17 protein-coding genes are annotated in these 25,109 nt (G+C 48.4%); 1 reads left to right on the forward strand and 16 read right to left on the reverse strand.

Annotated elements, in window-relative coordinates:
• Positions 1-15: 15 nt before the first annotated feature.
• From yqfD to NYE72_RS23590, 13 genes are all read right to left on the reverse strand, one after another.
• Positions 16-1,197 (reverse strand): sporulation protein YqfD, encoded by a 1,182-nt coding sequence (yqfD, locus tag NYE72_RS23530; protein ID WP_036683842.1) that lies wholly within the window; start codon positions 1,195-1,197, stop codon positions 16-18.
• Positions 1,194-1,487: a sporulation protein YqfC gene (yqfC, locus tag NYE72_RS23535; RefSeq protein WP_076098530.1), complete on the reverse strand. Its 294-nt coding sequence runs from the start codon at positions 1,485-1,487 to the stop codon at positions 1,194-1,196. The genes yqfD and yqfC overlap by 4 nt, the downstream gene beginning before the upstream one ends.
• A gap of 172 nt (positions 1,488-1,659) precedes the next feature.
• Positions 1,660-2,238 (reverse strand): hypothetical protein, encoded by a 579-nt coding sequence (locus NYE72_RS23540; protein WP_076098529.1) that lies wholly within the window; start codon positions 2,236-2,238, stop codon positions 1,660-1,662.
• An 18-nt stretch (positions 2,239-2,256) separates the two neighbouring features.
• A complete protein-coding gene (gene floA / locus NYE72_RS23545; protein ID WP_036683849.1) occupies positions 2,257-3,261 on the reverse strand; it encodes a flotillin-like protein FloA in 1,005 nt (334 codons plus the stop codon).
• A 55-nt stretch (positions 3,262-3,316) separates the two neighbouring features.
• Positions 3,317-4,702, reverse strand: coding sequence for an NfeD family protein (locus tag NYE72_RS23550; protein ID WP_076141827.1), 1,386 nt, complete (start codon positions 4,700-4,702; stop codon positions 3,317-3,319).
• 118 nt (positions 4,703-4,820) lie between these two features.
• Positions 4,821-5,264, reverse strand: a complete 444-nt coding sequence (locus tag NYE72_RS23555; protein ID WP_036683862.1) for a GatB/YqeY domain-containing protein — start codon at positions 5,262-5,264, stop codon at positions 4,821-4,823.
• A gap of 15 nt (positions 5,265-5,279) precedes the next feature.
• Positions 5,280-5,453 (reverse strand): 30S ribosomal protein S21, encoded by a 174-nt coding sequence (gene rpsU, locus NYE72_RS23560; protein WP_036657994.1) that lies wholly within the window; start codon positions 5,451-5,453, stop codon positions 5,280-5,282.
• Between the two features lie 139 nt (positions 5,454-5,592).
• Positions 5,593-5,952, reverse strand: a complete 360-nt coding sequence (locus NYE72_RS23565; RefSeq protein ID WP_036683863.1) for a histidine triad nucleotide-binding protein — start codon at positions 5,950-5,952, stop codon at positions 5,593-5,595.
• A 354-nt stretch (positions 5,953-6,306) separates the two neighbouring features.
• On the reverse strand, positions 6,307-9,723 hold the full coding sequence (locus NYE72_RS23570; RefSeq protein WP_339210556.1) for an AAA family ATPase: 3,417 nt from the start codon (positions 9,721-9,723) through the stop codon (positions 6,307-6,309).
• A 1-nt stretch (position 9,724) separates the two neighbouring features.
• Positions 9,725-10,906 carry an exonuclease SbcCD subunit D gene (locus NYE72_RS23575; RefSeq protein ID WP_036683873.1) on the reverse strand — a complete coding sequence of 394 codons (1,182 nt, stop codon included), beginning with the start codon at positions 10,904-10,906 and terminating at the stop codon, positions 9,725-9,727.
• Positions 10,907-10,946: 40 nt separating this feature from the next.
• Entirely contained in the window at positions 10,947-14,990 is a 4,044-nt protein-coding gene (addA, locus tag NYE72_RS23580; RefSeq protein WP_076213986.1) for a helicase-exonuclease AddAB subunit AddA, read from the reverse strand.
• A gap of 2 nt (positions 14,991-14,992) precedes the next feature.
• Positions 14,993-18,505 (reverse strand): helicase-exonuclease AddAB subunit AddB, encoded by a 3,513-nt coding sequence (addB, locus tag NYE72_RS23585; RefSeq protein ID WP_076103755.1) that lies wholly within the window; start codon positions 18,503-18,505, stop codon positions 14,993-14,995.
• Between the two features lie 843 nt (positions 18,506-19,348).
• Complete coding sequence (locus NYE72_RS23590) at positions 19,349-20,773, reverse strand: class I SAM-dependent rRNA methyltransferase (RefSeq protein ID WP_076098526.1); 1,425 nt, start codon at positions 20,771-20,773, stop codon at positions 19,349-19,351.
• A gap of 99 nt (positions 20,774-20,872) precedes the next feature.
• Here NYE72_RS23590 and NYE72_RS23595 point away from each other — a divergent pair, with 99 nt between their 5' ends.
• Positions 20,873-21,859: a Na/Pi symporter gene (locus tag NYE72_RS23595; RefSeq protein WP_339210559.1), complete on the forward strand. Its 987-nt coding sequence runs from the start codon at positions 20,873-20,875 to the stop codon at positions 21,857-21,859.
• Positions 21,860-21,913: 54 nt separating this feature from the next.
• On the opposite strand, the gene NYE72_RS23600 is transcribed toward NYE72_RS23595, so the two are convergent.
• From NYE72_RS23600 to NYE72_RS23610, 3 genes are all read right to left on the reverse strand, one after another.
• A complete protein-coding gene (locus tag NYE72_RS23600; RefSeq protein WP_339210560.1) occupies positions 21,914-22,744 on the reverse strand; it encodes an energy-coupling factor transporter transmembrane component T in 831 nt (276 codons plus the stop codon).
• Positions 22,741-24,447: an ABC transporter ATP-binding protein gene (locus NYE72_RS23605; protein WP_339210562.1), complete on the reverse strand. Its 1,707-nt coding sequence runs from the start codon at positions 24,445-24,447 to the stop codon at positions 22,741-22,743. The genes NYE72_RS23600 and NYE72_RS23605 overlap by 4 nt, the downstream gene beginning before the upstream one ends.
• An 82-nt stretch (positions 24,448-24,529) precedes the next feature.
• Entirely contained in the window at positions 24,530-25,090 is a 561-nt protein-coding gene (locus NYE72_RS23610) for an ECF-type riboflavin transporter substrate-binding protein (protein ID WP_036683889.1), read from the reverse strand.
• Between the last annotated feature and the right edge of the window lie 19 nt (positions 25,091-25,109).

The following is a 25,109-nucleotide window of genomic DNA, read 5'->3' on the forward strand; positions in this document are numbered from 1 at the left end:
GTAGCCTCATTCTCCTCAATTGTTTACTATTGGCAGTTCTTCGGAAATTTTTTCTTCTACTTCAAAGATCACTTTCATATAAACTTTACCATTCTCTTTCTTCTCATGCAAAACTTTTTGACTTTTGATGACGCTATCAACACCATATCGAGCTAAAATATCATTCTTAGCCCGCTCAATTCCCCTCGCAACTCCGGCTTCTGGAGTTATCGTATCCTTTGTTTCATTGATCTCCATTTCTTTCTCAGTCATCAGGCCCAGCGGCAGCTCAATAGAGCGCCAAGACAGCGGATCATGCTCTGTGAGCGTCTTTGAATTCTCAAAGGCGGATTTGCCATAACCCCACAGCTGAATAGCCCATTTCCCCAACACAAGATAAGTGCGATCCTTACGCTCCCCAGTGTAGGTGCTATTTGTTGTTTTAAGAGGGACCTCGATATTGTACTCATGCCAAACCAAGCCCTTAACCTCACCCTTGGCTACCACATACTCTACATTTTCTTCGTCTCCAAGAGCACCGGAAATCAGGATATCTCCTTTTTTCACACGCGAATTACGCGCAACTACCGGTCTGCCCTGTTCCGCATATATTTCTGTTACCACCGCATCTGTTCGGCTAATTAAATGGCGCTGGCTAAGCAAAGGTTTGATGTCGGGCTGTTTAGCCTCTACAACCTGAATTTTGATGCTCGTCCCCGTCCGTTGCAGCCCTATCCAAGAAACACCCGGTAAATGGGCCAGCAGCCCCTTAGAGAGCTTGTCCGGCTCCTCCAGACGCCATATCCACTGAAAAGGGTACACCCCCTCCTGGCGAGCAGCAGCCAATATATCCTCAGAGGCAATCTTTTCATTTCCTTCGACTCTAATACTCCATACCATCGTAGATAACATAAAAAGTGTAATTCCAAACATTAAAATACCTATGCCAAAAAATTTCCTTTTCCACAGCCGTGCCATAAGAAATGGAAGTCCGCTTCTACCGGTAACGTGCATACGACAGCCTGTCTTTTTTAAAATCGGCCGGAGGACATAAAAATCATCCAGAAGCAGCTTAAGGGAAGCGCCGCCCTCAGCGGGCCTCACATCCCAAATCATGATTCCTGCTTCAGAAATGAAATTAATAAATCGCTCCACCTGAGGTCCCGTCACATGCAGTGTAACGAACCCCCGCAGTGATGACAGAGGTGGCTCCTTCATGATCTCTCCTCGCTTTCGTTATATCTGATCTCCCCGATAACGCCTTCTACAGCCAATTCCTGGCCTAGAATATTTCGGATGACAAGTCCCTCGCCTTTGATTTCAAGCGATCCTTTAGCTAACGCGAGCTTAAGCTGACCAGAGGAAAAATGCAGCACGCCGCGATGGTTCTCAATATGCAGTTCCTTATTGCCGATCAGGGTGATCCGGGGCATTTCCTGTAATAAGTCCTGTGGTAGATCCAGTACCCCGTTTGTCCATCCCCGCAGCCTGCGGCCAATACGGGTCATAAGTAGACGTTCCCCCTTCCTGCCTTCTGTACACCTTATGCGGCAACGCTTTTTTTTATGAGAAGAAGTAACAAAGGAGGACCCTTCTAGTGTGAAAAAAGCAAAAAAAGCCCCGGCAACCTATCGTAAAGATAGGAAACTGAGGCTTTATTGTTACTATGATCCGTAAATATTATCTTCGGGTAGAATGCGGCTGACGAGAACGCGGTGGTCCCAGAATCTCTGCCCAGACTACACCATTGCGCAGGTCGTCACGACTCCCTGTTCCATGTGTCTGGTCTGCCGCAGAGGGTGAGTTGGTGTTCTTAGTCTTATTTGACCTTTTGGAATCTGCACCCGCTATCCCGTCAAAAGCAGATTGAAGACGCCGCACCTCTTCTTGCATTCTTTGTGTGCGTAATTCAACTCCGTCATCGGCATGCTCCAAAGACATTCCTTCTCCAGTAGAATAATCTGGAGTTGGTATATACGCGGGTTCTGGAAAGGCAGGAGAGGCATCATACTCCCGGTTATCCTCTGACATCGACTGCCGGGAAGAGGTGTTAACAGGAGCAGGAAATCCACTGCCAGACTCCGCTTGGCGCCCTCCATCGATATCCGGGCGCTTTACCCGGCGGAGCGGAGAATCCTCTCCGCCCCCAAAAGTGGGCATCCCCCCGCGAGGAGCTCCTTTGGGCTTGTTTTTAGTTGCTTTATTCACATTGGATACGATCGCGAATATAATAACCGCAATAATATAGATCCAGCTCATGGAGATTCACATCCCCTTTTATTTATTATTGTTAGGACGGTTATTGTCGTCCTGATCATTCATTTTGCCGAGAGATCCCCGCATTTGGGTATCTGCCTCGATGTTTTTGATATTCATATAATCCATCACGCCGATTTGGCCATTTCTGAGCGCCTCAGCCATCGCCATAGGCACCTGAGATTCAGCTTCTACAACAAGAGCCTTCATCTCTACTACGCGTGCCTTCATCTCTTGCTCGTGAGCGACAGCCATCGCTCTGCGTTCTTCCGCCTTGGCTTGGGCAATACGTTTGTCCGCTTCTGCTTGCTCAGTTTGTAGATAAGCACCGATGTTCTTGCCTACATCGATATCCGCAATATCAATGGAGAGGATCTCAAAAGCAGTACCTGAATCCAGACCTTTGGACAATACCGTCCGCGAAATCAAATCCGGGTTCTCAAGGACATCTTTGTGGGAATCACTCGAACCTACTGTCGTTACAATCCCTTCACCAACACGGGCAATAATCGTTTCTTCACCCGCACCACCCACGAGACGGTCGATATTGGCACGAACAGTTACGCGCGCTTTTACCTTAACTTCAATCCCGTTCTTAGCAACAGCCGCAACAACCGGTGTCTCAATTACACGAGGGTTAACGCTCATTTGCACAGCCTGCAGCACATCACGTCCTGCAAGATCAATGGCTGCTGCGCGAGTAAATTCCAGAGGAATATCTGCACGTTGTGCTGCAATAAGCGCATTAACCACCCGGTCTACGTTACCACCTGCGAGATAGTGACTCTCCAGTTGATTAATGTTCAGTCCAAGACCTGCCTTGGTCGCTTTAATCATTGGGTTAACGATACGACTTGGGGTTACACGACGCAGTCTCATCGCCACCAGTGTAATAATACTGATTCTAACGCCCGACGCTAATGCAGAAATCCAGAGCATAACCGGGAAGAAACTTAAAAACACGCTTAATACAATAATCACCACTACCGCGATAAACAGAATAGGAATCAAAGATGCTTCACCCATACTATATAACCTCCGTAAATTTATTCTAGAACTGTTATTGGTTCCAGTGTTTACCTTATTCCTTGATTTCTTTCACAACAATCCGTCCGCCCTCTACTTTAATAATAGAGACCGGTGCATTAGCACTAATAAAACTACCTTCTGTAACAACATCCACACGTTCGCCGCCTATCATAGCCGTTCCTGATGGACGAAGCGGAGTAATACTGGTTCCTGTAGCGCCTAATAAGCTAAGCTTCTCTTCTACGGGCACAAATCCCTGATCTTTAGTAAGGCTTTCCTTCAAAATAAATCTGTTCCAGATCCCTCGTTCTTTAAAAATGACCGCAACAATTACTACAACTATAGTCGCAGCTACGAAAGAGATACCTAGACTGAGAAGTGCATGCTTATAGCTGTAAGCAGCTCGTACGACACCCGCTACAAGGCTAACAGAGCCGAGCAGCCCCAATATTCCGAAGCTAGGCACAAAGAGCTCCAGCACAAGCATGACAAGCCCAATGATAAACAAGAGCCAAGTTTCCGCTCCGGCGAATCCTGCAACATAGTTGCCGAAGAAATATAGCACAAAAGCCAATGTCCCGATAATTCCTGGCGCACCAAAGCCTGGAACAATCAGTTCAATTACAACGCCTGTAATCCCAATGAACAGCAGAATCGTCATAATAATCGGATTGGTCAGAAATTGCGACATTTTTTCCGCACCGGTATGCTCTACGCGAAAGATGTCGTCTGTAGTATATCCAAGCCAATGAATTGCTTCTTCAGGGGTATCTGTAATTTGATCAGCGTAACCAGCTTTTAAAGCTTCTTCACTAGACAAGGCAATGATTTCTCCCTGTGTCTTAGTCACACCAAGCTCTGGCTTATCCACGACCAAATTACTATCCACCATACCAGCGGCAATGTCTGGATCACGATCATTCAGAGCAGCAGCGCCAATCATTTTAGATCTCCAGTAGGATATCATTTTGGCATCATCGACTTTTTGACCATTCATGTCTACCAAAGAAGCAGAACCGATCATACTGCCCGGCTTCATGATTATTGCACCTGCATTAAGTGCTATGTAACTGCCTGCAGAAGCGGCATCACCTTTAATATAGGCAGCTGTTGGTATTTCACTCTCTCTTACCATCGTCCCAATCTCTTCTGCCGATTTCACCAGCCCTCCAGGTGTATCGACCTCTAGTAGAATAAGGACTGCTCCATAATTAGCGGCTTCTTCAAATCCTCTTTCCAAAAAGCTTTGCAAACCCCGTTCAATCTTTTGATCTACCGGAATAATAAACACGGGACCTTGTTTCAGCTCACTGTTCGTAACCCCCGGTGTTTTCGGGGCTGTCCCGTCAGCGCTTACATTCGTTGCAAAGGGTGTCAGGAGGAGTAACAGCAGGACCACAGGAATGCTAGCTAACAGTATTTTCCGTAATCTTCTCAATGATTTTACCTCCCTTCTTTAGCTTGACCCAGAACTCATAACCCTTAATACGCTGAAATTGGATTTACGTTTCATAACATAGAAAAGCACCCCTTTTACAAGGGGTGCTAGTGCTATATTATTGCAGAAATTGCAGAACCGCCTGGTTCACGAGTTTACCATCAGCGCGACCTTTGACCTTAGGCATCAGTGCGCTCATGACCTTCCCCATTTCGCTCTTCGAAGAAGCACCGGTTTCCTGGATGGTCTGCTGTACAATTACTTTAATTTCTTCTTCGGAAAGTTGCTCGGGAAGATATTTAATAATAATCTCGATTTCTGCTTTTGTACTCGCGGCAAGCTCGTCGCGACCCGCTGATTCAAATTCTTGGAGGGCATCTTTGCGCTGTTTGATTTCACGACTAAGGATATCAAGCACTTCGTTGTCGTCCAATGTTCTCTTCAGATCTATTTCAAGATACTTTATTGTAGAACGAACCATTCGAATCGTGGAGAGCGTGAACTTGTCCTTACTCTTCATCGCTTGCTTCATATCTTCGTTCAATCTCTCGCTAAGATTCATGCGTGGGTAATCCTCCTAAAACTTTCTCTTACGAGCAGCCTCAGACTTCAGCTTTTTCTTAACGCTCGGCTTTTCGTAATGTTTGCGTTTCTTCACCTCAGCCAAGACACCATCTTTTGCGATGGAACGTTTAAAGCGACGAAGTGCAGCATCAATTGTCTCGTTTTTGCGAACTTTCGTTTCAGACACAGGTTTCCCCTCCCTCCGACCATACCGTCCAAGAGCATAACACGGTTTATCAAACTCCATTATAGGTCAAACGGAAATAACGTGTCAACCTTCGTGCTATTCTTTTTTCTGGCAAGTTCTTCAACATTAAATGATTATGCTATGCGTGCGAAGCTGAGTTTCCAGTGAGAGCACCCAGCTTGGCTCCACCCAGCAGGTGATAATGAAGATGAGGCACAGCTTGTCCACTATCAGGCCCGCAATTATTGATTAAACGATAACCAGACTCAGCAATTCCAAGGTCTTTGGCGATCTGTTGGGCTACACTGTGGATTTCAGCAATTAGCGGAAGATCCTCAGGTGTAACATCATTCATTGAAGCAATGAACTTCTTGGGAATGATCAACACATGTACCGGTGCAGCCGGCTCGATGTCGTAAAATGCAAGAATACGTTCATTCTCAAATACTTTTTTGGAAGGAATAGTACCCTCAATAATTTTGCTAAACACGGTCTCCATAGAGTGCTTGCCTCCTAAAAATTGGTGAAATTCCACTTCATCATAAGATAATCATACAGGATAATCATCAATTACGAAAGCAGCAAGCAAACTCAGTATAATCAGCCCCAAACTGTATCTGTTACAGAATGAACCATTAAATAAATATATCAACACCGTTAGGCCTAAAAAAGACAAAAAAAAGAGAAACACCCTTCACAGCTTATAAAGCTGATTCGGCGGCGGACGTATGAAAAGGAGTTCATTCCCTACCATACGTCCGCCGAGGTGTTTCTAAAGTAATGTCGGCTTAGCTGTATTATAACAGCGCGTTGATACTGTATCTGTGATAAGAATCACACACATTGTAGATCTTCACATTTTTTCCAAAAGGATCCGAGATCCCCCTCCACCCTGTTCAGCAGGTACTACTACCAGCTTGCGTGGCAGTCGTGCCCGAAGCTCTGGAACATGGCTGATAATGCCGACAGACAGTTGGTCGTTATGCAGTCTTTCCAGTGAGGTAATTACCGTATCGAGCAATTCCGGATCCAGCGTACCAAAACCTTCGTCCAAAAAGAAAAATTGCAATGGATACTGCCCCCGCAGCTGAATCTGTGCCGAAAGAGCAAGTGCAAGTGACAAGGAAGTTAAGAACGTCTCTCCGCCGGAAAGCGTGGAGACCGGTCTTCTTACACCACCGTTTCCATCATCACGGATTACAAAGCCACCGCCCGAATCAACCTCCAGCGCATAACGCTGTTTGCTCAGGAAACGAAGCCGCTGAGAAGCAGACTGGCACACCTGCATCAATTGTTCCTCCGCAATATACTCAACAAAAGCATTTCCACGTAAAACCGTCTGCAATTTGGACAAATGATCCTGTAGGGAAGCATGTTCTAGCCGCTGGGCTTCAAGCTCCATCCAGCGAATATGCCGATGCCGCAGATCCTCTAGATCTCGCTCTGCACGCGCTCTTGCTTGCAGAGACATTTCATCCTCTGACTTACACGCGCTTAAGCTCTCCTGGCTAACTTGCCATTCCTCTTCACTTAAGCTGGCTCCATCAAGCTTCTCTTCAATATTGCGCAGCTGCAATGAGACTTCAGCTTCTTCAGCACGATGGGCACGTACCCGAGAAGATGAAATTTCCCGCTCTTCAGGTGCGAGAGCTGCTCCTTCAACCTCAGCGGCCGAACTAAACGGTGAAGAGGTTAAGCTTTGCTCCCACAGATGGCTTGAAGTCACATAATGCTCTCGAGCAGATTCTGCAGCCTGGCGGGTAATCGCTGCCTCCTTGATCTCATGCTGCGCTTTTTCCGCTGCCGTGAGATGTAATCGTTGGCTGGTCTCCACAGCTGCTAACAATTCCTGCAGACGACGCTCACACTCTGCTAGAAGTGGGGCAGCAGCGCGGCCATTAGTCCACTCTAGAAGACGCCGTTCTTTTTCACGCTGCAATTCTTCTTTGCCTTCCATCTGTGTATTCCACTGAGTAAGCTCTTTATCGAGTCCGGTGATAGTTTCCTGAAGATTCTGTACCGAAGCGCTTTTCTCATCCAGAAACTTGACACTGATTTCCAGTCGGGATCTAATTTCCTCAGCTTGAGCATCCTTGGCTAACAGCTCACGATAAGCTTTTTCTACCTCTTCCGGTGCCAAATCAGGGAACTGCTGTACCCAGTTCTGCCGCAAAGCGGTTAGTTGGCCACTCAGTTCCTTGGCTTTGGCGGTAAGACCTTCTACCCAGCTTCGCTCACCTTCGGCACCTGCTGCTTCTTTGAGGCATAGCTGCTGAACTTCCTGCATCGATTGCTGCCACTGTATCGCTGTACGGCGCAGTTCTCCAGACTGGCTTTTTAATGCTAAAAATGCAGCATCAAGTTCTGCCAAAGCTTTTTCATCTGGGATGGACATATCGGTAGAGGAAACCTCTGTAGTACTGACTTCTGAACCTGCCGCTGCAGGATGATTTACCGTATCAAAAGCTCCATCACCAAACACCTGCTCCAGCCAAACCAGGTCCTGCTCCCTTAAACCACGGAACATATGGCGTGCTTCCAAAGCACGTCTGGACAACACCCGAGCCTGTTGAAGCTTTGACTCCAGTTCCTGTTGCTCTAGGTTATCCTGCAATACAGCAGGGGTCGGGTGGTGTTCGCTGCCACATACAGGGCAAGGTTGTCCTGCTTCCAATTCTTTAGCCAATCCAAGCGACAGTCTGTGCAACTCATGCCCCTTGAGGGCTGCTTCCAAAGAACTGATATGTTGCTCCAGGCTTTCTGCTGCGGTGCGCGCAGCTTCTTCTGTCGCCAGCAGCTTCTCTTGATGCAGCGCCGCCTCGCGGATCAGCTGCCCGCGAGAAGCTTCCTGCTGCTCGCGACGGCCATCAGCCTCAGCGAGTCGCGCCTGCGCAGCCGCGAGTGCAGCGGCACGCTCGCGGCGCTCCTTCTCCGCCGAATCCCACTGGGATTCGGCGGAGTGCAGCCCTTGCAGTCTCTGCATCGCTTCTTGCAGAGACTGCCGCTCCTGGGAGCGGACACCGAGCGGCTGCAAGCTCTGCTGCAGCTCTTGCTGGCGCTTTTGGCCCTTGGCCAAAAGCTCACGCTCCCGGGCCATGCCCTCCCGCAGCTCCGCCAGCTTGCGGGAGGCCTCTTCGCGGCGCTCGCGCAGAGCCGCGAGTTCGCGCCGCAGGGCGCCGAGCTCGGACTCGAGCTCGAGCGCGCGGCGGTAGGTGTCGGCCCCCTGCCGGAGGGCCGGCTCTTCCGCCGCAAGCGCGGCCTGCGCAGCAGCCGCGGCCGCAGCGGCACGCGCCGCCTCCTGCTCGGCAGCGGCGGCCAGCACCTCTTGACCCTCCGCGCGGGTCAATCGGCTCTTGAAGGCTTCTTCCGCGCTTCGCCATGCTTTCAGCGCGGGAAGCCTAGCCTCGGCCTCGTCAGCTTGGCCGAGCTTCCGTTCAAGGAGGAGAATCTCCTCCTCCTTGGAAAGCAGTCCCTGCCGCTGCAATTCGCGGCGGGTCCGTTCCTCTTGCAGCTCGCGAATGCGCGTGAAACGCTCCGCGACCTGCAGCGCCGCCTCCAGCTTGCGGCGGCATTCCACAGCATGTTGGGCTGCTTGTTCGAGGCGCTCCGCCGCTGCCTCTACATCCTCTTTGCCTGCGCTGCCAAGCCCCTGCTGCTCCGCTTCGAGCGCGCGGAGCGCAGCCTCATTCTCCTTCACCCGCCGGCTAAGCTTCAACGCAAGCTGATCGCCATACTGTTCCAAATGGAACAGGCGCTGCAGCATTTGTCGGCGGTCTACGCCCCGAAGCGATAAGAATTCGGCGAATTTCCCCTGCGGCAATACAACTGCTCGCGTGAAGTCATCCATTTTGAGTCCAATATGCTCTTCCACACAACGTGTAACATCTGCGAGTTTATCCGCCATAACGTTATCCCCGTCAGGTGTGACTTCAATGAAACGGCTAATGGTGTTGCTGACTGTTTGCTCACCTGTCCGCTTGAACTTACGTTCAACACGATAACGATGTGCCCCAGCAGAGGAAGTGAGCTCGAAGGTAAACGCCACGCTGAGTGAATCCTCAGAGTGATTCATAATCCCCTGTGTCCCGTTAACGGCGCGCTCTACTTTCCCGTACATCGCCAAAGTAATAGCATCCAACAAACTGGACTTGCCGCTGCCCGTAGGTCCAAAAATCCCAAACAGCCCGGTCTCACACAGACTTTCAAAATCTATTTCCTGCATTTCTCTATAACTCTGCAATCCTGCAACTTTTAAAAAAATAGGCTTCACCTTAGTTCTCCTCTCCTTCCTCCGGCTGCTGCCGTTCTTCTTCGGTTAGCTGTAAGAACAGCTCAATCAAACGATCCTCCGGCTCCGCCCCGCCCGTCTGCCGCTGATAGAATTTACGGAACAATTCTTGTACAGGCATACGTGAACGGGAAATCTGTTCGAGCTCCAGCTCCATTTGCGGATAAATCGGACGAATATGAATGATCCCCTCACGTGATTTACGCAGGCGCTGAATATCATTCATCGACATAGCTTCACTGAGCCGAATCTCCAAATCTATAAAAGCAGAAGCATCTCTACCTTCATCCAACCAGTTATATACCTCTTGCAATCCACCCGTAGAGCTCCATCTTACAAGTGGACGCCCACAGCGTAGATAGATTTCTTCGAAGGTCGGCTCACCGCCCGGCGCGACATCAATCAGCGTCACCGACTTGGCTTGTCCTGCTTCCGAAAAGCTATATGCCAACGGGGATCCGCTATAACGGATCATCCCTTCCCCTTTAACACGCTGAGCGCGATGAAGATGGCCTAGGGCAGTATATTGCGCTCCACAGGATAAAGCAGAAGGATCTACAGTGTAAGCCCCACCCACTTGAATCGGGCGTTCCGAATCACTCTCTACACCACCCAGCACATAAATATGGCTCATCGCCAAATTTACGGTTTGTCGGGTAAATTCCCTTCCCAACAGCTGCATGAGTTTGCCTACCCGTGCGCTGTAAGCCAGTCGAAGCTCCTCTTCCCCGCTGTCCCCAGCAAGCAGCTCACCAAGACGTGCCTCTGAGGGATAGGGAAGGGCTGCGATTTTGGCAATCTCACCCGTGCGCGCAGCATGAACTGTCACTGGCTCTGAGGTTGGAAGTCCTACCAAGGTAATCCCCTGCCTTAATACAAGCGGGGAGACTGAAGATACGCGCTCCGGTTGGTCATGATTGCCGGCAATCACCACAAGGGGCCTGCCCCCTGAAGATAGCCTGGCAGCAGCCTCATAGAATAATTGCTCCGAAGCCGCTGGTGGATTAACGGAATCGTACACATCTCCCGCCATCATAATCAAATCCACCTTATGAAAATCGGCGATCTCCACCAATTCATCTATGAACTGCTCTTGCTCCTTCTGGCGGCTTCTTCCCTCCAGCGTACGGCCCAAGTGCCAATCCCCCGTATGCAATATCCGCATCTTCGTCCTCTTTCCCCGCTCCTATGCGGCAATGAATAATTTATAATTTCACAGCATGATCGCCGTCAAAAAAGTACAGCCAAATCTCGCTGATCGGTTCTCCCAAAATATCATGTAATGCCTTGCTGTATAACTCTAGCTGAAAACGATATTTTTCCTTAAGTGCTTCTAGGCCGCCCTGATGTTCTAATACAGAGTCCGTCTTATAGTCTAGCAGAATAATCCGGTCCTCTTCTCGGAACAGGCAGTCAATGACCCCTTGAATTAGCACAGCCTCACTAAAGCCTTCCTTATTGTTCTCAGGGGTAAGCTCCGAGACGGCTTCATTCATATAATCGAGCCCTCGATAAGCCTCACCTGCGGGAACCATATAACTGAATGGCATTTCTCTAAGCTTCCAAGAAGAAGCTATTAATCTACGTCCAAGTTCATTATTATAAAAAGCTTCTATCTGATCGGGAGCTACAGCCTCCACCTGCTCAGCAGTTAGAATAGCCACTCTCTGAAGTCGGGCTAAGGTTTCTTCCACAACCATAGGATCAACTGAACCCTCCAGCGGAATATGCTGCATGACTGTATGGTATGCTGTCCCGCGTTCCGCTGGGGTCAGACTGCGTTTTTCCATAAATTTCGGACGCCGCAAATGAAGACTGTCCGCACCTGCAACACTTGGACGTTTATCGTTTTCTATTGAGGTTGTAGAATTGCCTTCTTCCAGCAGATCAAAAGAGGGCTGCTCCTGTAATGACAACAACGCTTTTAACTCCGTAACAGAAGTTTTAGTCGGAATACCTGAGGCTGCCGCATACGGATAATTCCATTCCAGTCTTCTAGCAATTTCATCGCTAGTCTCTGTTTCATATATATTTACAGATTCACCCTTATGCAGTGCTTCGAGTACAGCTTGCCGTTCCTCTACCTTATCTTCAGTCTGATCCGTTGGCAGGAACGCCCCAGAATTAAGTTCGGAAGCATTTTGCACACTGATGCTCCAGTTGGAGACATCGTTGTGCAGCACCGTGGAGACGGTACCTTCTGAACCGCCCAGCTTACGAAGAATCGCCGCAGCAGGGTGCCGGATCAATGCCGGTCCAACCCAATCCAAATAGCTGCGCCCTCGGGCCAGCAGATGGTCTGCAAGCAGCAGCTCATCCCGGTTCTGTACGCTGCTCCAGCTAGCGATTTTGCGTGGCAAATCTCTTACGGTGCCCACTAGAATCATTTTATCTCTCGGACGAGTTAACGCCACATATAATACACGCATTTCCTCAGCTAATAACTCAAGCCGTGTACGCCGGTTAATAGCCAGATAAGGAAGTGTTGGGTAACTAACTCGCGTTTCCCGTTCCACAAAACGTGGCCCAAAGCCAAGCTCTTTGTGCATAAGAAATGGCGAATGCAAATCTTGTCGATTGAACTGTTTTGCCATCCCGGCTACAAAAACAACAGGGAACTCCAGACCTTTGGATTTATGGATGGTCATGATTCTGACGCCATTGCCTTCTTCACCGCCACCGCCAGCTACACCCAGATCTCCGCCATTCTCACGAAGCCGTGAAATGAACACCAGAAAACGGAACAATCCGCGTGCTGCGGTGTCATTCTCAAATTGCACAGCCCGATCATACAAAGCTTTAAGATTGTTCTGGCGCTGCGAGCCTCCAGGCAGTCCTCCAACCCATTCCAGATAGCCGCTCTCCCCATAGATACGCCAGATCAGCTCACTGAGACTACCTTGTCTAGCCGCATTTCTCCAGCTTTCCAGCTGTTCTAGGAAATGTTTAAGCTTGCGCTTCAGTTCTGGACTGATCTGCGGCAGATCTTTATCAGGTAAAACATTATTTTCGACGGTGCTTGCGGATTCAATCACATGAGCCGAGAAGAGGTCATACTCTTCTTCAGCCTCTTTTGCATCTTGCATATCCACCGCCATCTGTACTGCTTGAAAAAAAGGACCCTGACTACACATACGCACCGTAGCCAATTCTTCTTCCGTTAATCCGACCACAGGTGAACGAAGTACGCCAGCCAGCGGAATGTCCTGCTGAGGATTATCAACTATTTTTAAGAGGGAAAGTGCAATTTCCACTTCTGTAGCTTCAAAATAACCTTTATTCAGATCACCATAAGCAGGGATTCCTTCCATCCGAAGCTCTTCGATGATTAGAGGGGTCCAGATTCTTGCCGAGCGAAGCAGGATCACGATATCACCGTAAATAACCGGGCGCATAATCTTGAGTCCTTTATCGTAGATAAGCAGTGGCGATCCACCGGTCATCCCCGTCATTTGTGAAATACGCCGGGCAATTGCCCGCGCTTCCAGCTGCGCCGTCTCGCTCTCAATGGCTTCACTCTCCTGAAGTGGCGCCTCACCGTCTTCAGAGGTCTCTTCTGACTTCCCTGCTGCCGAACCACGATCAATCAATAATAACTCCGGTGCAAAAAAGATATCAGGCCCCTTCTCTGCTGCACCTGGGAAATTCGCTCCGTAAACAAGCTCAGCGCGTTCATCATAATTAATCTCCGCTACCGTCTCATTCATAATCTGCCGGAAGATCATATTCACGGCATTTACAACCTCCATGCGACTGCGAAAATTACGGGCCAGATCGATGACCGAACCGCTAGATGATTCATTAGTAATTTCAGATAGATCATCGATTTGGTGTGAGCCAAAGCTGCGGTATTTATCCAGGAATAGCCCCGGCTCCGCCAGACGGAATCGATAGATACTTTGCTTCATATCTCCGACCATAAACCGGTTACCGGGTGTTTCACGGGATATTAGCCGCACAATCTCCTCTTGCACACTATTCGTATCCTGATACTCATCCAGCAGAACCTCATCGAATTGAGCACGGTATTCCATAGCTGCATCAGAAGGCAGGGAATGACCGGGCGTAGAGTCCGGATGGCGTAGAATTTGCAGACAATAATGCTCCAAATCACTGAAGTCGACTAGACCTCTTCCTGCTTTTTCAATTCTATAACGTTCACCGAATGCTATCACTGTCTCTGCAAGCTCTGCCATCAGTGGAGCCGCTTCGTTCAGCTCTTTCAAAAAAACCTCAGGCGGACGGCCAAACAATGCTTTCTGAAGATCTAAAATACTCTTCTTCACACTGTCGCGCAGTTCCTTCACCATCTCCTGCAGTCCAGGATCTGTCGAATCCTTCTTACAAGCCTTTAATTTCCCAAAATATACTTCCATGAAAATATCATATAATTCTGCCCAAGGTCGTTCGTTTACGGCATCCTGCAGTGCATTTACCATCTCAAGATCAGCGGTTAAATTCTCAGCATAGGGTGCCGGACCGCCCGGCTGCAGTGCAATCTCCCGGCCTTGAATCAGCTGACTGGCTGCGCCCGCAAGTGTCAGCTTCGCTTCTTCAAGAATGCTCAGCACCCATGGCGTTCCACCCAGACTTTCGGTGTCTGGCAATGAGAAATCAGCTGCAGTATCACGGAGCCATTGCGCAGGCCAAGGATGGCTGCGGGCATAATCATGCAATCGCTGTATGAGCGCATGCACTGCATCATCACTGCGTTCACCACTGAACCAATCAGCGAGCTGCACAAATATACTATCCTCGCCATCCGCACCTGCTTCACCGTACTTTTCCTCCAGCAACTCTTCGAGCAGCTCCTGCCGCATCATCTCCGCTTCATGCTCATTTAATATGCGAAAACCCGGATCAATCGGAATCATTTGATAATAACGCCGGATCACTTCCAGACAGAAGGAGTGCAACGTTGTAATCGAAGCTTTGCCCAGCAGGGATAGCTGACGGCGCAAATGGTCGTTCTCCCCATTCTCCTCCAGCTCCCGATCAAGGGCTTCCCTGATCCGCTGCCGCATTTCGGCAGCCGCAGCTTTGGTAAACGTAGCTACTAATAGCCTGTCTACACTGAAGCCGTTCTCTTCCTTACTGATTTTTCGAATAATCCGTTCTACCAGCACCGCCGTCTTACCGGAACCTGCTGCCGCAGCAACGAGGATGTCATCACCGCTCTCCGCAATGGCGCGCCACTGGTCATCACTCCATATACTTCCTTCCGGTTTCGCTTCTATTTCAGCCTTCATACTCAAGGTGTAGTTCCTCCTTTGCGGGACAGCAGATCCCATATAACGTCCTTCCCTGGCTTACCCAGATTGTTATAGCTGTTGCCTTCCACAGCTTCATCGAACTGGCAGACAGGTCTAAAGGAACAGAATGTGCAGGCGGTCTCCTGCCCAATTCGGTACGGCTCAATCGCCACATCACCTTCTGTAATCCGTGTCCCGATATCCGAGATTGTCCCTCTAACGGAGGATAATAGATGACCCCACTGCTCTGGTGTAGCTACTGAAGCACTGCTATAAAAGCTGCCGTCAGCTTTTACTGCTACAGGCACGATAGAAGAATACCCTTTGTCTAAAGTGGTATCCATCAGGGAGACAACCTCACGATCTGCTGTAAGCAGTCCTTTCATCTTGAAGCGTTTCAACAGCTCTTGCTCAGCCTGTTCCTTGTTCATCCCATTGGATGAGGTCAACAACGGATCATGCACATGGAAATAAAGTGTGCCGGCTGGAAGTGCCGGCTGCCCCAGCCATTGCTCCGAATATGTTAGCAGCACATCCAAATAAGTCAGCATTTGCAGCGATAATCCATAATACACCTCATGCAGCTTGAGATCCTTTTGGCTCGATTTATAATCAATTACCCGCAGAAGAATTCCGTTCTCTCCACGGGCCATATCTACACGGTCAATCCGGCCAACAACCTCCATCACGCAGCCATTTGGCAGCGTAATCCTTAAAGGCGGCAACTCCTTATCCGGTCCAAAGTCCAGCTCCAGCCCTACTGGCTCAAAGCTGCCCCGGCGGGCATGCTCGCCCAGAATCACAGAAGCACGTCCAACAATATTCTTAAGTTTACGGGAGATGTACCCGTAACGTTTGGAGCTCATTAGGATTTCACCCTGCAACATCGGAGATAGCCGCTCTACTGTCTCACTGGCCTCACGCCGACATTCATCCGGAGACAAGCTGCCCCAGCCCCGTCCCTCTTGTTTCAGTCTTATCGCCATATCACTTAACGCAGCATGGAACAGCTGTCCAATATCAGGTGCTTGCAGCTTATATAGCTGACGCTCCTTCAGTCTTAGTCCGTAGGACGCAAAATGGGAAAATGAGCACGCAACAAATTTCTCCATCCGGGACACACTGCCCCGCAGTGTTGAGCCACCATACAATCTGAGGCTTGTGCCACGCTTTAGCTTCGTTCCCTCATTACGATAGAACAGTGAGCTTAGCAAACGTTCCAGTTGAAATTTACGATCTTCGTTCTTAGTAAACCAGTTATACACATCCCACCATAGCTCCGGAATTTCTGTCCCCTGGCGCCACTGCCGCAGCTGCATAATCAATGCGCGAAGACTCTGTTCTGGTTGACCAATGAAACCGAGATGAATAGAATTTCCGACTTCTGCCGGTAGTCCCGCAGGGGGAAGTGCTGACAAGCTATGCTCTTGAACCCTTGGGAACATTCTATGCAAATGCCGGATAACCTCAGAGGGAAGGAGAGCTTTGCCCTCATCATCTGCTGTAGCGTAGCTAATCCAGAGCTTTCGGCTTCCTGTCGTTAGCGCATTATAGATCAGAAACCGCTCGTCCAGCAGTTTACGAGAAGCGCCGGGAGCAAGCTCCATTCCAGCATTCTCTAGTACGGAGCGTTCACCTTCCGAGAGAATTCCATCTTCCTTAAACTGCGCAGGCACAACACCTTCATTAAATCCAAGCAAAAAAGCGTATTTAACCCCCGTTGGGCGAGTCCGATCCATATTGCCGACCAATACTTGATCCAGTGCGGGCGGAACTAGTCCCATTTTAAGCTCAGCAAGTCCTGTCTCTAGAACTCCGGTGAACACTTCAAACTCAAGTCTTTCATTGCCCATCATTTCTACTATCTGATCTAGCAGATCAAGTACCGCACCCCACAACTGGCTATGTTCCCTAGCCTTCTCGGGTTGGCCCTTCTCCATAGACTTAACACTGAGTTTCTCCAGCTTTCGTGCAACATCCGTCTCTTCAAGCAGCTTGTACATTGCCGTACATAGTTCAAGGCCGCTACGGCTTTTCTGGATTCGTTTCTCAAAAGCAAATAATGGTCCTGTTATACTAGCACGGCATCGTTCCATAGTAGCAAGCAGTTCATCATCCATCTGTCTGCCGCCTTCCAGCGACAAGCTAGGAATACCTTTCCATGAGCGGCCATCCGTCCAGCGATACCCTTGAATCCCACAAGCCAGCACATAGTTTTCTAAAGCATCCATATCCTCACGTGTAATACTACCGTCTAGCGGAAGCAAAAGCTCCGTCTTTACGCAACGGAATACATCCTCGTAACGCCAGCGACGACGCACTACATCCAGCGCGGAACGTATAAATTCCACTAGCGGATGATGCAGCTCATTTACCTTCTGGTCCAGAAAAAATGGCACTCCGTAATCTTGGAACAACGGTTGGATCAGCTGCTCGTAATCGCCAATATTGCGCATCAATACAGCCATTTCGCCATATTTTGCACCTTCATCACGCGCCAGTCTAGTCATTTCGCGCAGTGCTCCCTCAACCTCTGCTCTGTGCGAAACTGCGGCGCCTATGGATATAGCCTCTCTTGCCAGTTCATCCGCACCTATCCAGGCCTTCCGGCGATCATATCCCCGTTCAAGGTGAGCAAGTACTGGACTTTCTTCAAAACGCGGAAGAACCGTTGGCTCCAGCAGCTCGTCCCACACATCAATGCCCAGCTCTTCAGCTATTCCACGCAGTTTAATGTAAGTAACCGCAGTGGGGTGAAACAATTCAAGCTCATTCAACTGATCTCCATATGGGTAAGGACGATCAATTGTAAGCGAAACGGTCAGCTTCGAAGCTTGCTGCATCAATTCTCGAAGCACTACGAATTCCTGCGGAGTAAATCCATGGAATCCATCTACCCAAATCTCCGCCCCGCGAATGTAGGAGGAATCAGGAATATGCTCAGCCAGTTCTGCTAAACGATCCTCTTCATCGATATAGAGACGTGACATTTCCTTCTCTAAATCGCTGAATACCAGCTGCAAATCATCCAGCTTACCCTCAAGAATAGGACTTCTTGCAATAGCTCCTCGCATAGCGGACAACTGCTCTTCTAAATCAGTGGAACCCAAACAGCAACGCTTCATCTCCGTGTGCAGTTGGTTCAGACGTTCCACAAAACCCGGTCTGTCTGCTGAGGCACCGAACAATTTCAGTTCCTCTTTGCGACGACTGATGATTTTGTAAATTAACATTTTCTTACCTTCATCACTGATTGGCAGACTTGCACTGCCACCAGTTTCCTGCTTCACACGATAGGCAAGCCGCGAAAAACTCAGTGTCTGCGCCCGAAGGCTTCCCTTCACATTCCCTACGGTCAGAAGCCCCCGTTCTGCTCCAAAAGAACCTTGCTCTGGCACAAGAATAATAATCGGCGCACCAAGCGGTTCCTTCTCTAAGGAAGAAGAGATAGATTCCCATATTTTTGTTGTCTTGCCACTGCCCGAGCGGCCTAGTAAAAAGGTTACCGACATAAATGATAGACTCCTTCCGTAGCGGAGAAAATATATAAATTACAAGGTGAAATATCCACCTATTGATTACACTCCAATTAAAAAAGTTCAGTGATTCCTCGTCCCTTCAGTATATCATAACCACACTAATCGGAACATGTGTTTGCTAGTATTTTCTAATGTTTTACAAAGGATAACAGCTACGAGTACAAATAAAAAAAAGCAAACCTCCGGATTTTGGCGGCTTGCTTTTTAGAGTGTTTAGTTTGTTTTTAATGCCAGATGTGCAACGTTAGATTAGAGCTGCCAATGTCGGAGCATAGGGTCAATGTTAGACTGTTCGGTGTTCGGTGTTCAGTGCTCAACGTTCAGCGTCCAGCATCCAGCGTTCGTCATTCGGCATTCGGCATTCGGCGTTCAGCGTTCAGCGTTCAATACTCAACACTCAACATTAGCACTCTACGCCTATCGTTTTGTAATCCGCATTCCGCATATCATAATTCAATAAGCATCATTCGTTGTTTACCATTTAGTATTCTGCGTTCAAATTGCACATTTTCGGCTAGGCTTGTTTCATTAATTACTTACGGACCCAGAAGCCGTTATTCGTGGATTCAGTGCTGTTTTGGCAACTTTTCGGACCCCATTGACGCTATTCTTCGAAAATGTGTTGCATTACGGGTGTTTTAAGAGCAATAGCGCCTTTGGGGTCCGTAAGAATTCAATAATAGGCTGTTTACGCTAAATAGAGTCATCTGAGTCCGTTGGCAACTACTTGCCTTACAGTCGACTCACGGCCACCCTACGTCCAGCCCTTTTATCCTATTTGTTACTTGGCACTGTAAACCTTTTTGACCTTCAGGCTTATTTTTTACTCCGCACTTCAAAAATCGCAAACTTCAGATAGTGTCCTTCGTTAACGCCAAGTATTTGTGGGTGGTCTTTGCCTGCGGCCCGCCATTCCACAAGTCTCAACACCTTGCCAGCATCTTTAGCTGCATCGGCAATCGTTTCGAGGAACAGATCTGGCTGCATATGGTAAGAACAGCTTGCGGTAACCAAATAGCCGCCTTCGTTCACCAGCTTCATCCCGTGCAGATTGATATCCTTGTAACCACGGCAAGCGCCAGCTACTGCACTTTTGGTTTTGGCAAACGCCGGAGGGTCCAGGATGACTACATCCCAAGTTCTTCCTCCACCTGCCGTCATCGGCTTGGATGTGTCGGTTTTGGCTGTTTTGCCTCCGGATTTAGGATTTGCAGCAGCTGCTGCCGTCTCTGTTCCACTTGCAACTGTCGCCCGTTCAGAACGTTCCTCTAGTCCTTTAACCTGATTCCGTAAATATGCAAAAGCATCATCCACTACGAATTCAACACGATCGCTAAAGCCGTTCAGCTCCACATTCACTTTGGCACTCTCAATGGCATGCGCTGAAACATCGAGGCAGGTTACTTTTTTCGCGCCATACTTGCAGGCATGCAGCGTGAAGCTGCCCGTATGTGAGAAGCATTCCAGCACTGTCGCACCGTCCCAATAAGGGAACGTTACATGTTTACCGCTCTTATTAACTGGCAAGGTCTGTAGCGAACCCTCCTCAGTTTCAATTTCCTGTAGCGTAATGCCGCTTCGTCCTCCCCAGCCTTTCATGAGCGGAGCAATGGAAGCTCTATTCTCACGTTGGTCAAAGAAGTAACCTGTCTTCTGGCCTTCTTCAATATCAACGACCAGCTTCAGGCCATTCTCACTCACAGTTACATGCCGTGGACATTCCCCATACAGCAAACCCGTTGTCTGCTCCATACCTTCAAGCTCGCGCACACTAACATCACTGCGCTCATAGATTCCGCGCGGTGCCATAACCTGCACCAATGCTTCGACGATTTCTGCACGCCGCTTGTCCATTCCGAGCGTAAGCAGCTGCACAACCAAAATATCTCCGAATCGATCTACAATAAGCCCCGGCAAAAAGTCCGCTTCACCATAAACTAAGCGATAAGCATCCGCACCCGGAAGGAACCGATTTCTGTGTTGCAGACAATTCGCAAACCGTTCTGCAAAAAAGGCTGTGTCCATGATCGCAAGCGGTCCCTGTGATACAATTCTTACCCGAATCTGTGAGGCTGGATTGTAATATCCCACGGCCAAAAATCGGCCCTGATGATTAAGGACATCTACTAATCCCCCCGCTTCCGGATTTCCTTCTACCGATGCGACTTCACCTGCATAGACCCATGGATGGCCCTGTTCCAGTCTTTTTTTGCGATTGCGTTCTAAAATAACCGATGGCAATGACTTCAACTCCCTGTTTTTCTAAAAATGTTTTTATACATGTCCCATGCAATACATTCATATATTGGTGTACAACCCTCGTCCAAAGGAGTATGCCCTATGTTCAGTGATTTGCTGTTCCCTATCATATATGGTCTTGTTATCTTTCTAGCCGGCATGAAGCTGATGGAAACGGCGTTGTCCAAGCTAGCAGGCCCTCTATTAACTACAAGTCTAAATAGAGCTACCTCAACACCTATTAAAGGAATGATTGCCAGCAGCCTGTTGTCCGCCTTACTCCAGAGCAGTACTGCTGTAACGGTGTTGACTATCGGCATGGTCAATGCCGGCCTGCTCACCTATGCCCGCACACTTGGCATTATCTTGGGCAGCAACATCGGCACCACATTAACTACAGAATTGATCGGACTTCAGATCAATACCATGGCCACCCCCTTGCTGGCAGCCTCGCTCAGTCTGTGGGCAGCGGCAGTTATTGCAGGCGAACTGCCGCCTACATCGCGAGTGGCAGAGCTCTGCCACAAAATATCCCCGCCACTGCAATTTATCAGTCTGGCTGTATCAGGCTTCGCCCTCGTCCTATGGGGGATCGCTGTCATGCAGTCTATCGGCGGAACACTTCAGGAAAGTGGCTTATTCCTCTGGTTCCTAAAAAATGCCGCTACAAGTGCCCTATGGGGGCTCGCCGCTGGAGCGTGCCTAACAGCCCTGCTCCATAGCAGCGCTGCTGTCATAGCTATGGCTATGAGCATTGCCGCCTCGGGTGCCATGCCGCCTGAGCTAGGTATAGCCATAGTGCTAGGCGCCAACGTAGGCACCTGTGTCACAGCGGTCATTGCTTCCATCGGCGGCACGCCATCCGGCGTCTTCGTCGCTTGGTCCCATGTTGCGCTTAATGTAGGCGGTGCACTACTATTCTTGCCCATGATCGGGCTGCTACAAGCAAGTGCAGCATGGATTGGTGGAGGCCCTGCTTCACAAATCGCCCACGCCCAGACCATTTTCAACGTAGTCTGCTCACTTCTAGCACTGCCATTATGTTACCTGCCTATATGGACAAAACTGGAAAAACGTCTTCAGTCTTAGCTTAAAGGTACCGTTTTTTTATACCCCAGCTTTCCACAACTGTACTATTATACTTCAATCGAAAATATTATAAAACCGCGAACCGTCGTAAAAAGTGATCACCGTCGAGAAAATTCCAATCAGCACAAACAAAGCCAATGCAAAATAATCGTCTCTCGTGAACGGGCGACTGCTATACCAAGTTCGTTTTGTCTCAGTGCCAAAGCCGCGCAGCTCCATAGCGGTACTGATATTTTCAATTCGCTCGATACTAGTCAAAATTAGGGGCATCAGAATCGAAATGATATTTTTTAGCCGCTTAGGCAGCCTTTCTTTTCTGGAAATATCTATTCCCCTTGCTTGAGCAGAAAACGATATATTCTCATAATCTCGTTGAATATCCGGAATGTACCGTAGAGCCAGCGATACAGAATATGCAATTTTATAGTTCACTCCAACTCTGTTTAAGGATGCTGCAAATTCACTGGGATGGGTCGTTAGAAGAAACAATAGTGCCATTGGAATGACCACTGCATATTTGAGGGCAATATTGAATTGATAAAATAGCTGCTCCCAAGTTACCGTATACCGGCCTGCAATGTGCATAATATCATGACGTGTACCGTAAACACGTACGCCCTCCAAAGGAGAAAAGATAAAGATAGCTATATGATTAAGCAAAAAGAAAATCAAGATGAAATATAATACGAAAGCATAATCCTGAAATTGGACTTTGGAAATTCTAAAGGCAAGCAAACTAAATAACAGCATCACAATTAGACATCTTGTATCATATGTAATCATCCCCGTCACAGACCACACTACAAATAAAATCAACTTAGTAGCGCCGGTAAGACGGTGAATAGGTGAATCCTGCTTCGTAAAAGTTAACATTTTGGCCTTCATCCGCCTCGGCTCCTCCTATCATACGCAATGAACCTTCTAACGAACTCCTCAGGTTGTTTCAGTTCAGCTTTTACAGCTAGGGCAAAAAGCGAGGTTTCTTTCAAGTTCGCTTTTTTTACCACATCAGTATTCGTTAATATTCGCTCAGGGCTATCATCCGCAAGCTTCACGCCATCAGCTAACACTATAGCTCTATCGGCATATTCCAGCATCAAGTGCATATCATGCGTGATCATAATGACCGTCATCCCCTGCCCCCGCAGCGTCAAGAGAAATTCCATCATTTCGTTATAATGCCTGTAATCCTGAGCAGCAGTCGGCTCATCCAAAATGATCACTTCCGGCTCCAGTACCAGAATAGCGGCAATCGTAACCCGTTTCTTCTGGCCATAACTAAGCGCCGAGATAGGCCAGCTGCGAAAAACATAAAGTCCGCACACCTTCAAGACTTGATGGACACGTTCACGAACTAGCTCCTCAGAGCAACCTCGGAGTCTAAGTCCTAGAGCGACCTCGTCATATAAAAGTGTCTTAGAAATCATATGATTGGGATTTTGCATGACAAAACCGATCCGCTCTGCCCGCTCCTTAATCGTGTCCTGAGCAATATCACGCCCATGCATCCGTATTGATCCGGAAGTAGGTTTATAGAAGCCACAAATAAGCTTGGAAACTGTAGATTTTCCAGCTCCATTTCGCCCCGCTATACAGACCATCTCTCCTTTATGAACACAGAGATTGAGCTTATCTAGCACCTGCTGATTTTTTTCGTATCCAAAAGAAATATCGCTAAGCTCAAGGATGGGTGGGCTATCCAGCTTATCCTGGCGTGACTGATTGCACTCATACCAGATCTTTAGTTTATTAGAACACGCCTCCAACTCTATATCGTTCACATGCTGCGGATTCATATTTGCTGTAATCGAACATCCGGCATACTTTAAAGCCGTTAAATAGAGAGGTTCCCGAATGCCAACTTCTGAAAGTAGGGTTGTGCTCAACAGTTCTGCAGCCGGCATATCCGACACAATACGTCCTTCATGGATCACAATAATACGATCCACTGCCCGATGCAGCACCTCTTCAAGACGATGCTCGATCATAATAACGGTTTTACCTGTCTCTTTATGCACTCGATCAATAAGCTCAATCGCTTTTATACCGGTATAAGGATCTAAGCTTGCCAGCGGTTCATCAAAGAGCAGGATGTCCACATCACCTACCAGAACACCTGCCAAGGTCGTTTTTTGCTTTTGTCCACCCGATAACTCTTGAGGAGAAGAAGCCAGAAATTCGTGGATATCCACCGCTCTTGCGGCAGCCGCCACTTTACTCTTCATTTCTGTCTGCTGAACCACATGGTTCTCTAGACTGAAGGCGATATCCTCACCAACCGTTAATCCTACAAATTGTCCATCCGGGTCCTGCAATACGGTACCCACCTGATTGGACAGCTCTGCGATACTCAGATCCTTCTGCTCCTGGCCCATAATCCGTAATGAACCTGATATTTCCCCACTGTAAGCAAAAGGAATGAGACCATTAATACAATGAGTAAGTGTACTTTTCCCAGAACCTGAAGGCCCCACGATAAGTACCTTTTCCCCTTCAACAATCGTTAAGTTGATCCCCTGCAGTGTGGGTTCCTGCTGCGCCCGATATTGAAAGCTGAAATCCTTAAATTCAATCATTACTTTTTTCATCCGAGACCTTCCTCTGGGTTAATGTGAAGAGAAAAAAGCCGGTGATTTCCACCGGCTTTTTTAGCTTGGATTTGTATTCCACTCAAGCTTCTCTAGTTAAGCTGCCCTGTTTCGTTCTTGTCTTAGCATACGCAATGGCTAGTAAAGATCCGATCACTGCCACCGAAGCTATATTTAATGCACCTGCGGTCAGTCCTTGCGTAAATACTTTATTTACGGGTTCTGCATAGATCAGAATATCCAACACCGGGGCTACAAGGAACCATGCTACAGCATTCGCTGCAATCTGAGCCAGATTAAAGCGTATTATTTCCTTCCGTCCGAATTCCCCGTCATGAATAGCGATTCTAGCTACTAACAAGCCAATAACCAGCCCTACAATGCCAGATGATATGACCCAACTGAACCATGGCGATCCATAAGATATCGTATCCTTCAGGGTATGCCCGATCAGGCCTATAAATAATCCGGCAAACGGACCGTACAATAGGGAGAACAATGCCAGTAATGCGTATGTAGTCTCGATGTTAGTGTTTGGAATACCCGAAGGAATCGAGCCGAATCTCCCCAATATAACGAATAAAGCAGAACCAATACCAATCGCTACAATCGTCTTGATCGACAACACCTTTTGTTTTGCCATGTTCTCATCTCCCCCAACG

It is taken from the genome of Paenibacillus sp. FSL L8-0333, assembly GCF_037965665.1.
In the GTDB taxonomy this organism is placed as follows: Bacteria; Bacillota; Bacilli; order Paenibacillales; family Paenibacillaceae; genus Paenibacillus_AQ; species Paenibacillus_AQ odorifer.

What these genes read in the sequence shown, in the direction of transcription:
- yqfD (WP_036683842.1), bottom strand. Translation starts at nt 1,197, where the DNA reads ATGAAGGAGCCACCTCTGTCATCACTGCGGGGGTTCGTTACACTGCAT.
- yqfC (WP_076098530.1), bottom strand. Translation starts at nt 1,487, where the DNA reads ATGACCCGTATTGGCCGCAGGCTGCGGGGATGGACAAACGGGGTACTG.
- NYE72_RS23540 (WP_076098529.1), bottom strand. Translation starts at nt 2,238, where the DNA reads ATGAGCTGGATCTATATTATTGCGGTTATTATATTCGCGATCGTATCC.
- floA (WP_036683849.1), bottom strand. Translation starts at nt 3,261, where the DNA reads ATGGGTGAAGCATCTTTGATTCCTATTCTGTTTATCGCGGTAGTGGTG.
- NYE72_RS23555 (WP_036683862.1), bottom strand. Translation starts at nt 5,264, where the DNA reads ATGAATCTTAGCGAGAGATTGAACGAAGATATGAAGCAAGCGATGAAG.
- NYE72_RS23565 (WP_036683863.1), bottom strand. Translation starts at nt 5,952, where the DNA reads ATGGAGACCGTGTTTAGCAAAATTATTGAGGGTACTATTCCTTCCAAA.
- NYE72_RS23575 (WP_036683873.1), bottom strand. Translation starts at nt 10,906, where the DNA reads ATGCGGATATTGCATACGGGGGATTGGCACTTGGGCCGTACGCTGGAG.
- addA (WP_076213986.1), bottom strand. Translation starts at nt 14,990, where the DNA reads ATGAAGGCTGAAATAGAAGCGAAACCGGAAGGAAGTATATGGAGTGAT.
- addB (WP_076103755.1), bottom strand. Translation starts at nt 18,505, where the DNA reads ATGTCGGTAACCTTTTTACTAGGCCGCTCGGGCAGTGGCAAGACAACA.
- NYE72_RS23595 (WP_339210559.1), top strand. Translation starts at nt 20,873, where the DNA reads ATGTTCAGTGATTTGCTGTTCCCTATCATATATGGTCTTGTTATCTTT.
- NYE72_RS23600 (WP_339210560.1), bottom strand. Translation starts at nt 22,744, where the DNA reads ATGAAGGCCAAAATGTTAACTTTTACGAAGCAGGATTCACCTATTCAC.
- NYE72_RS23605 (WP_339210562.1), bottom strand. Translation starts at nt 24,447, where the DNA reads ATGAAAAAAGTAATGATTGAATTTAAGGATTTCAGCTTTCAATATCGG.
- NYE72_RS23610 (WP_036683889.1), bottom strand. Translation starts at nt 25,090, where the DNA reads ATGGCAAAACAAAAGGTGTTGTCGATCAAGACGATTGTAGCGATTGGT.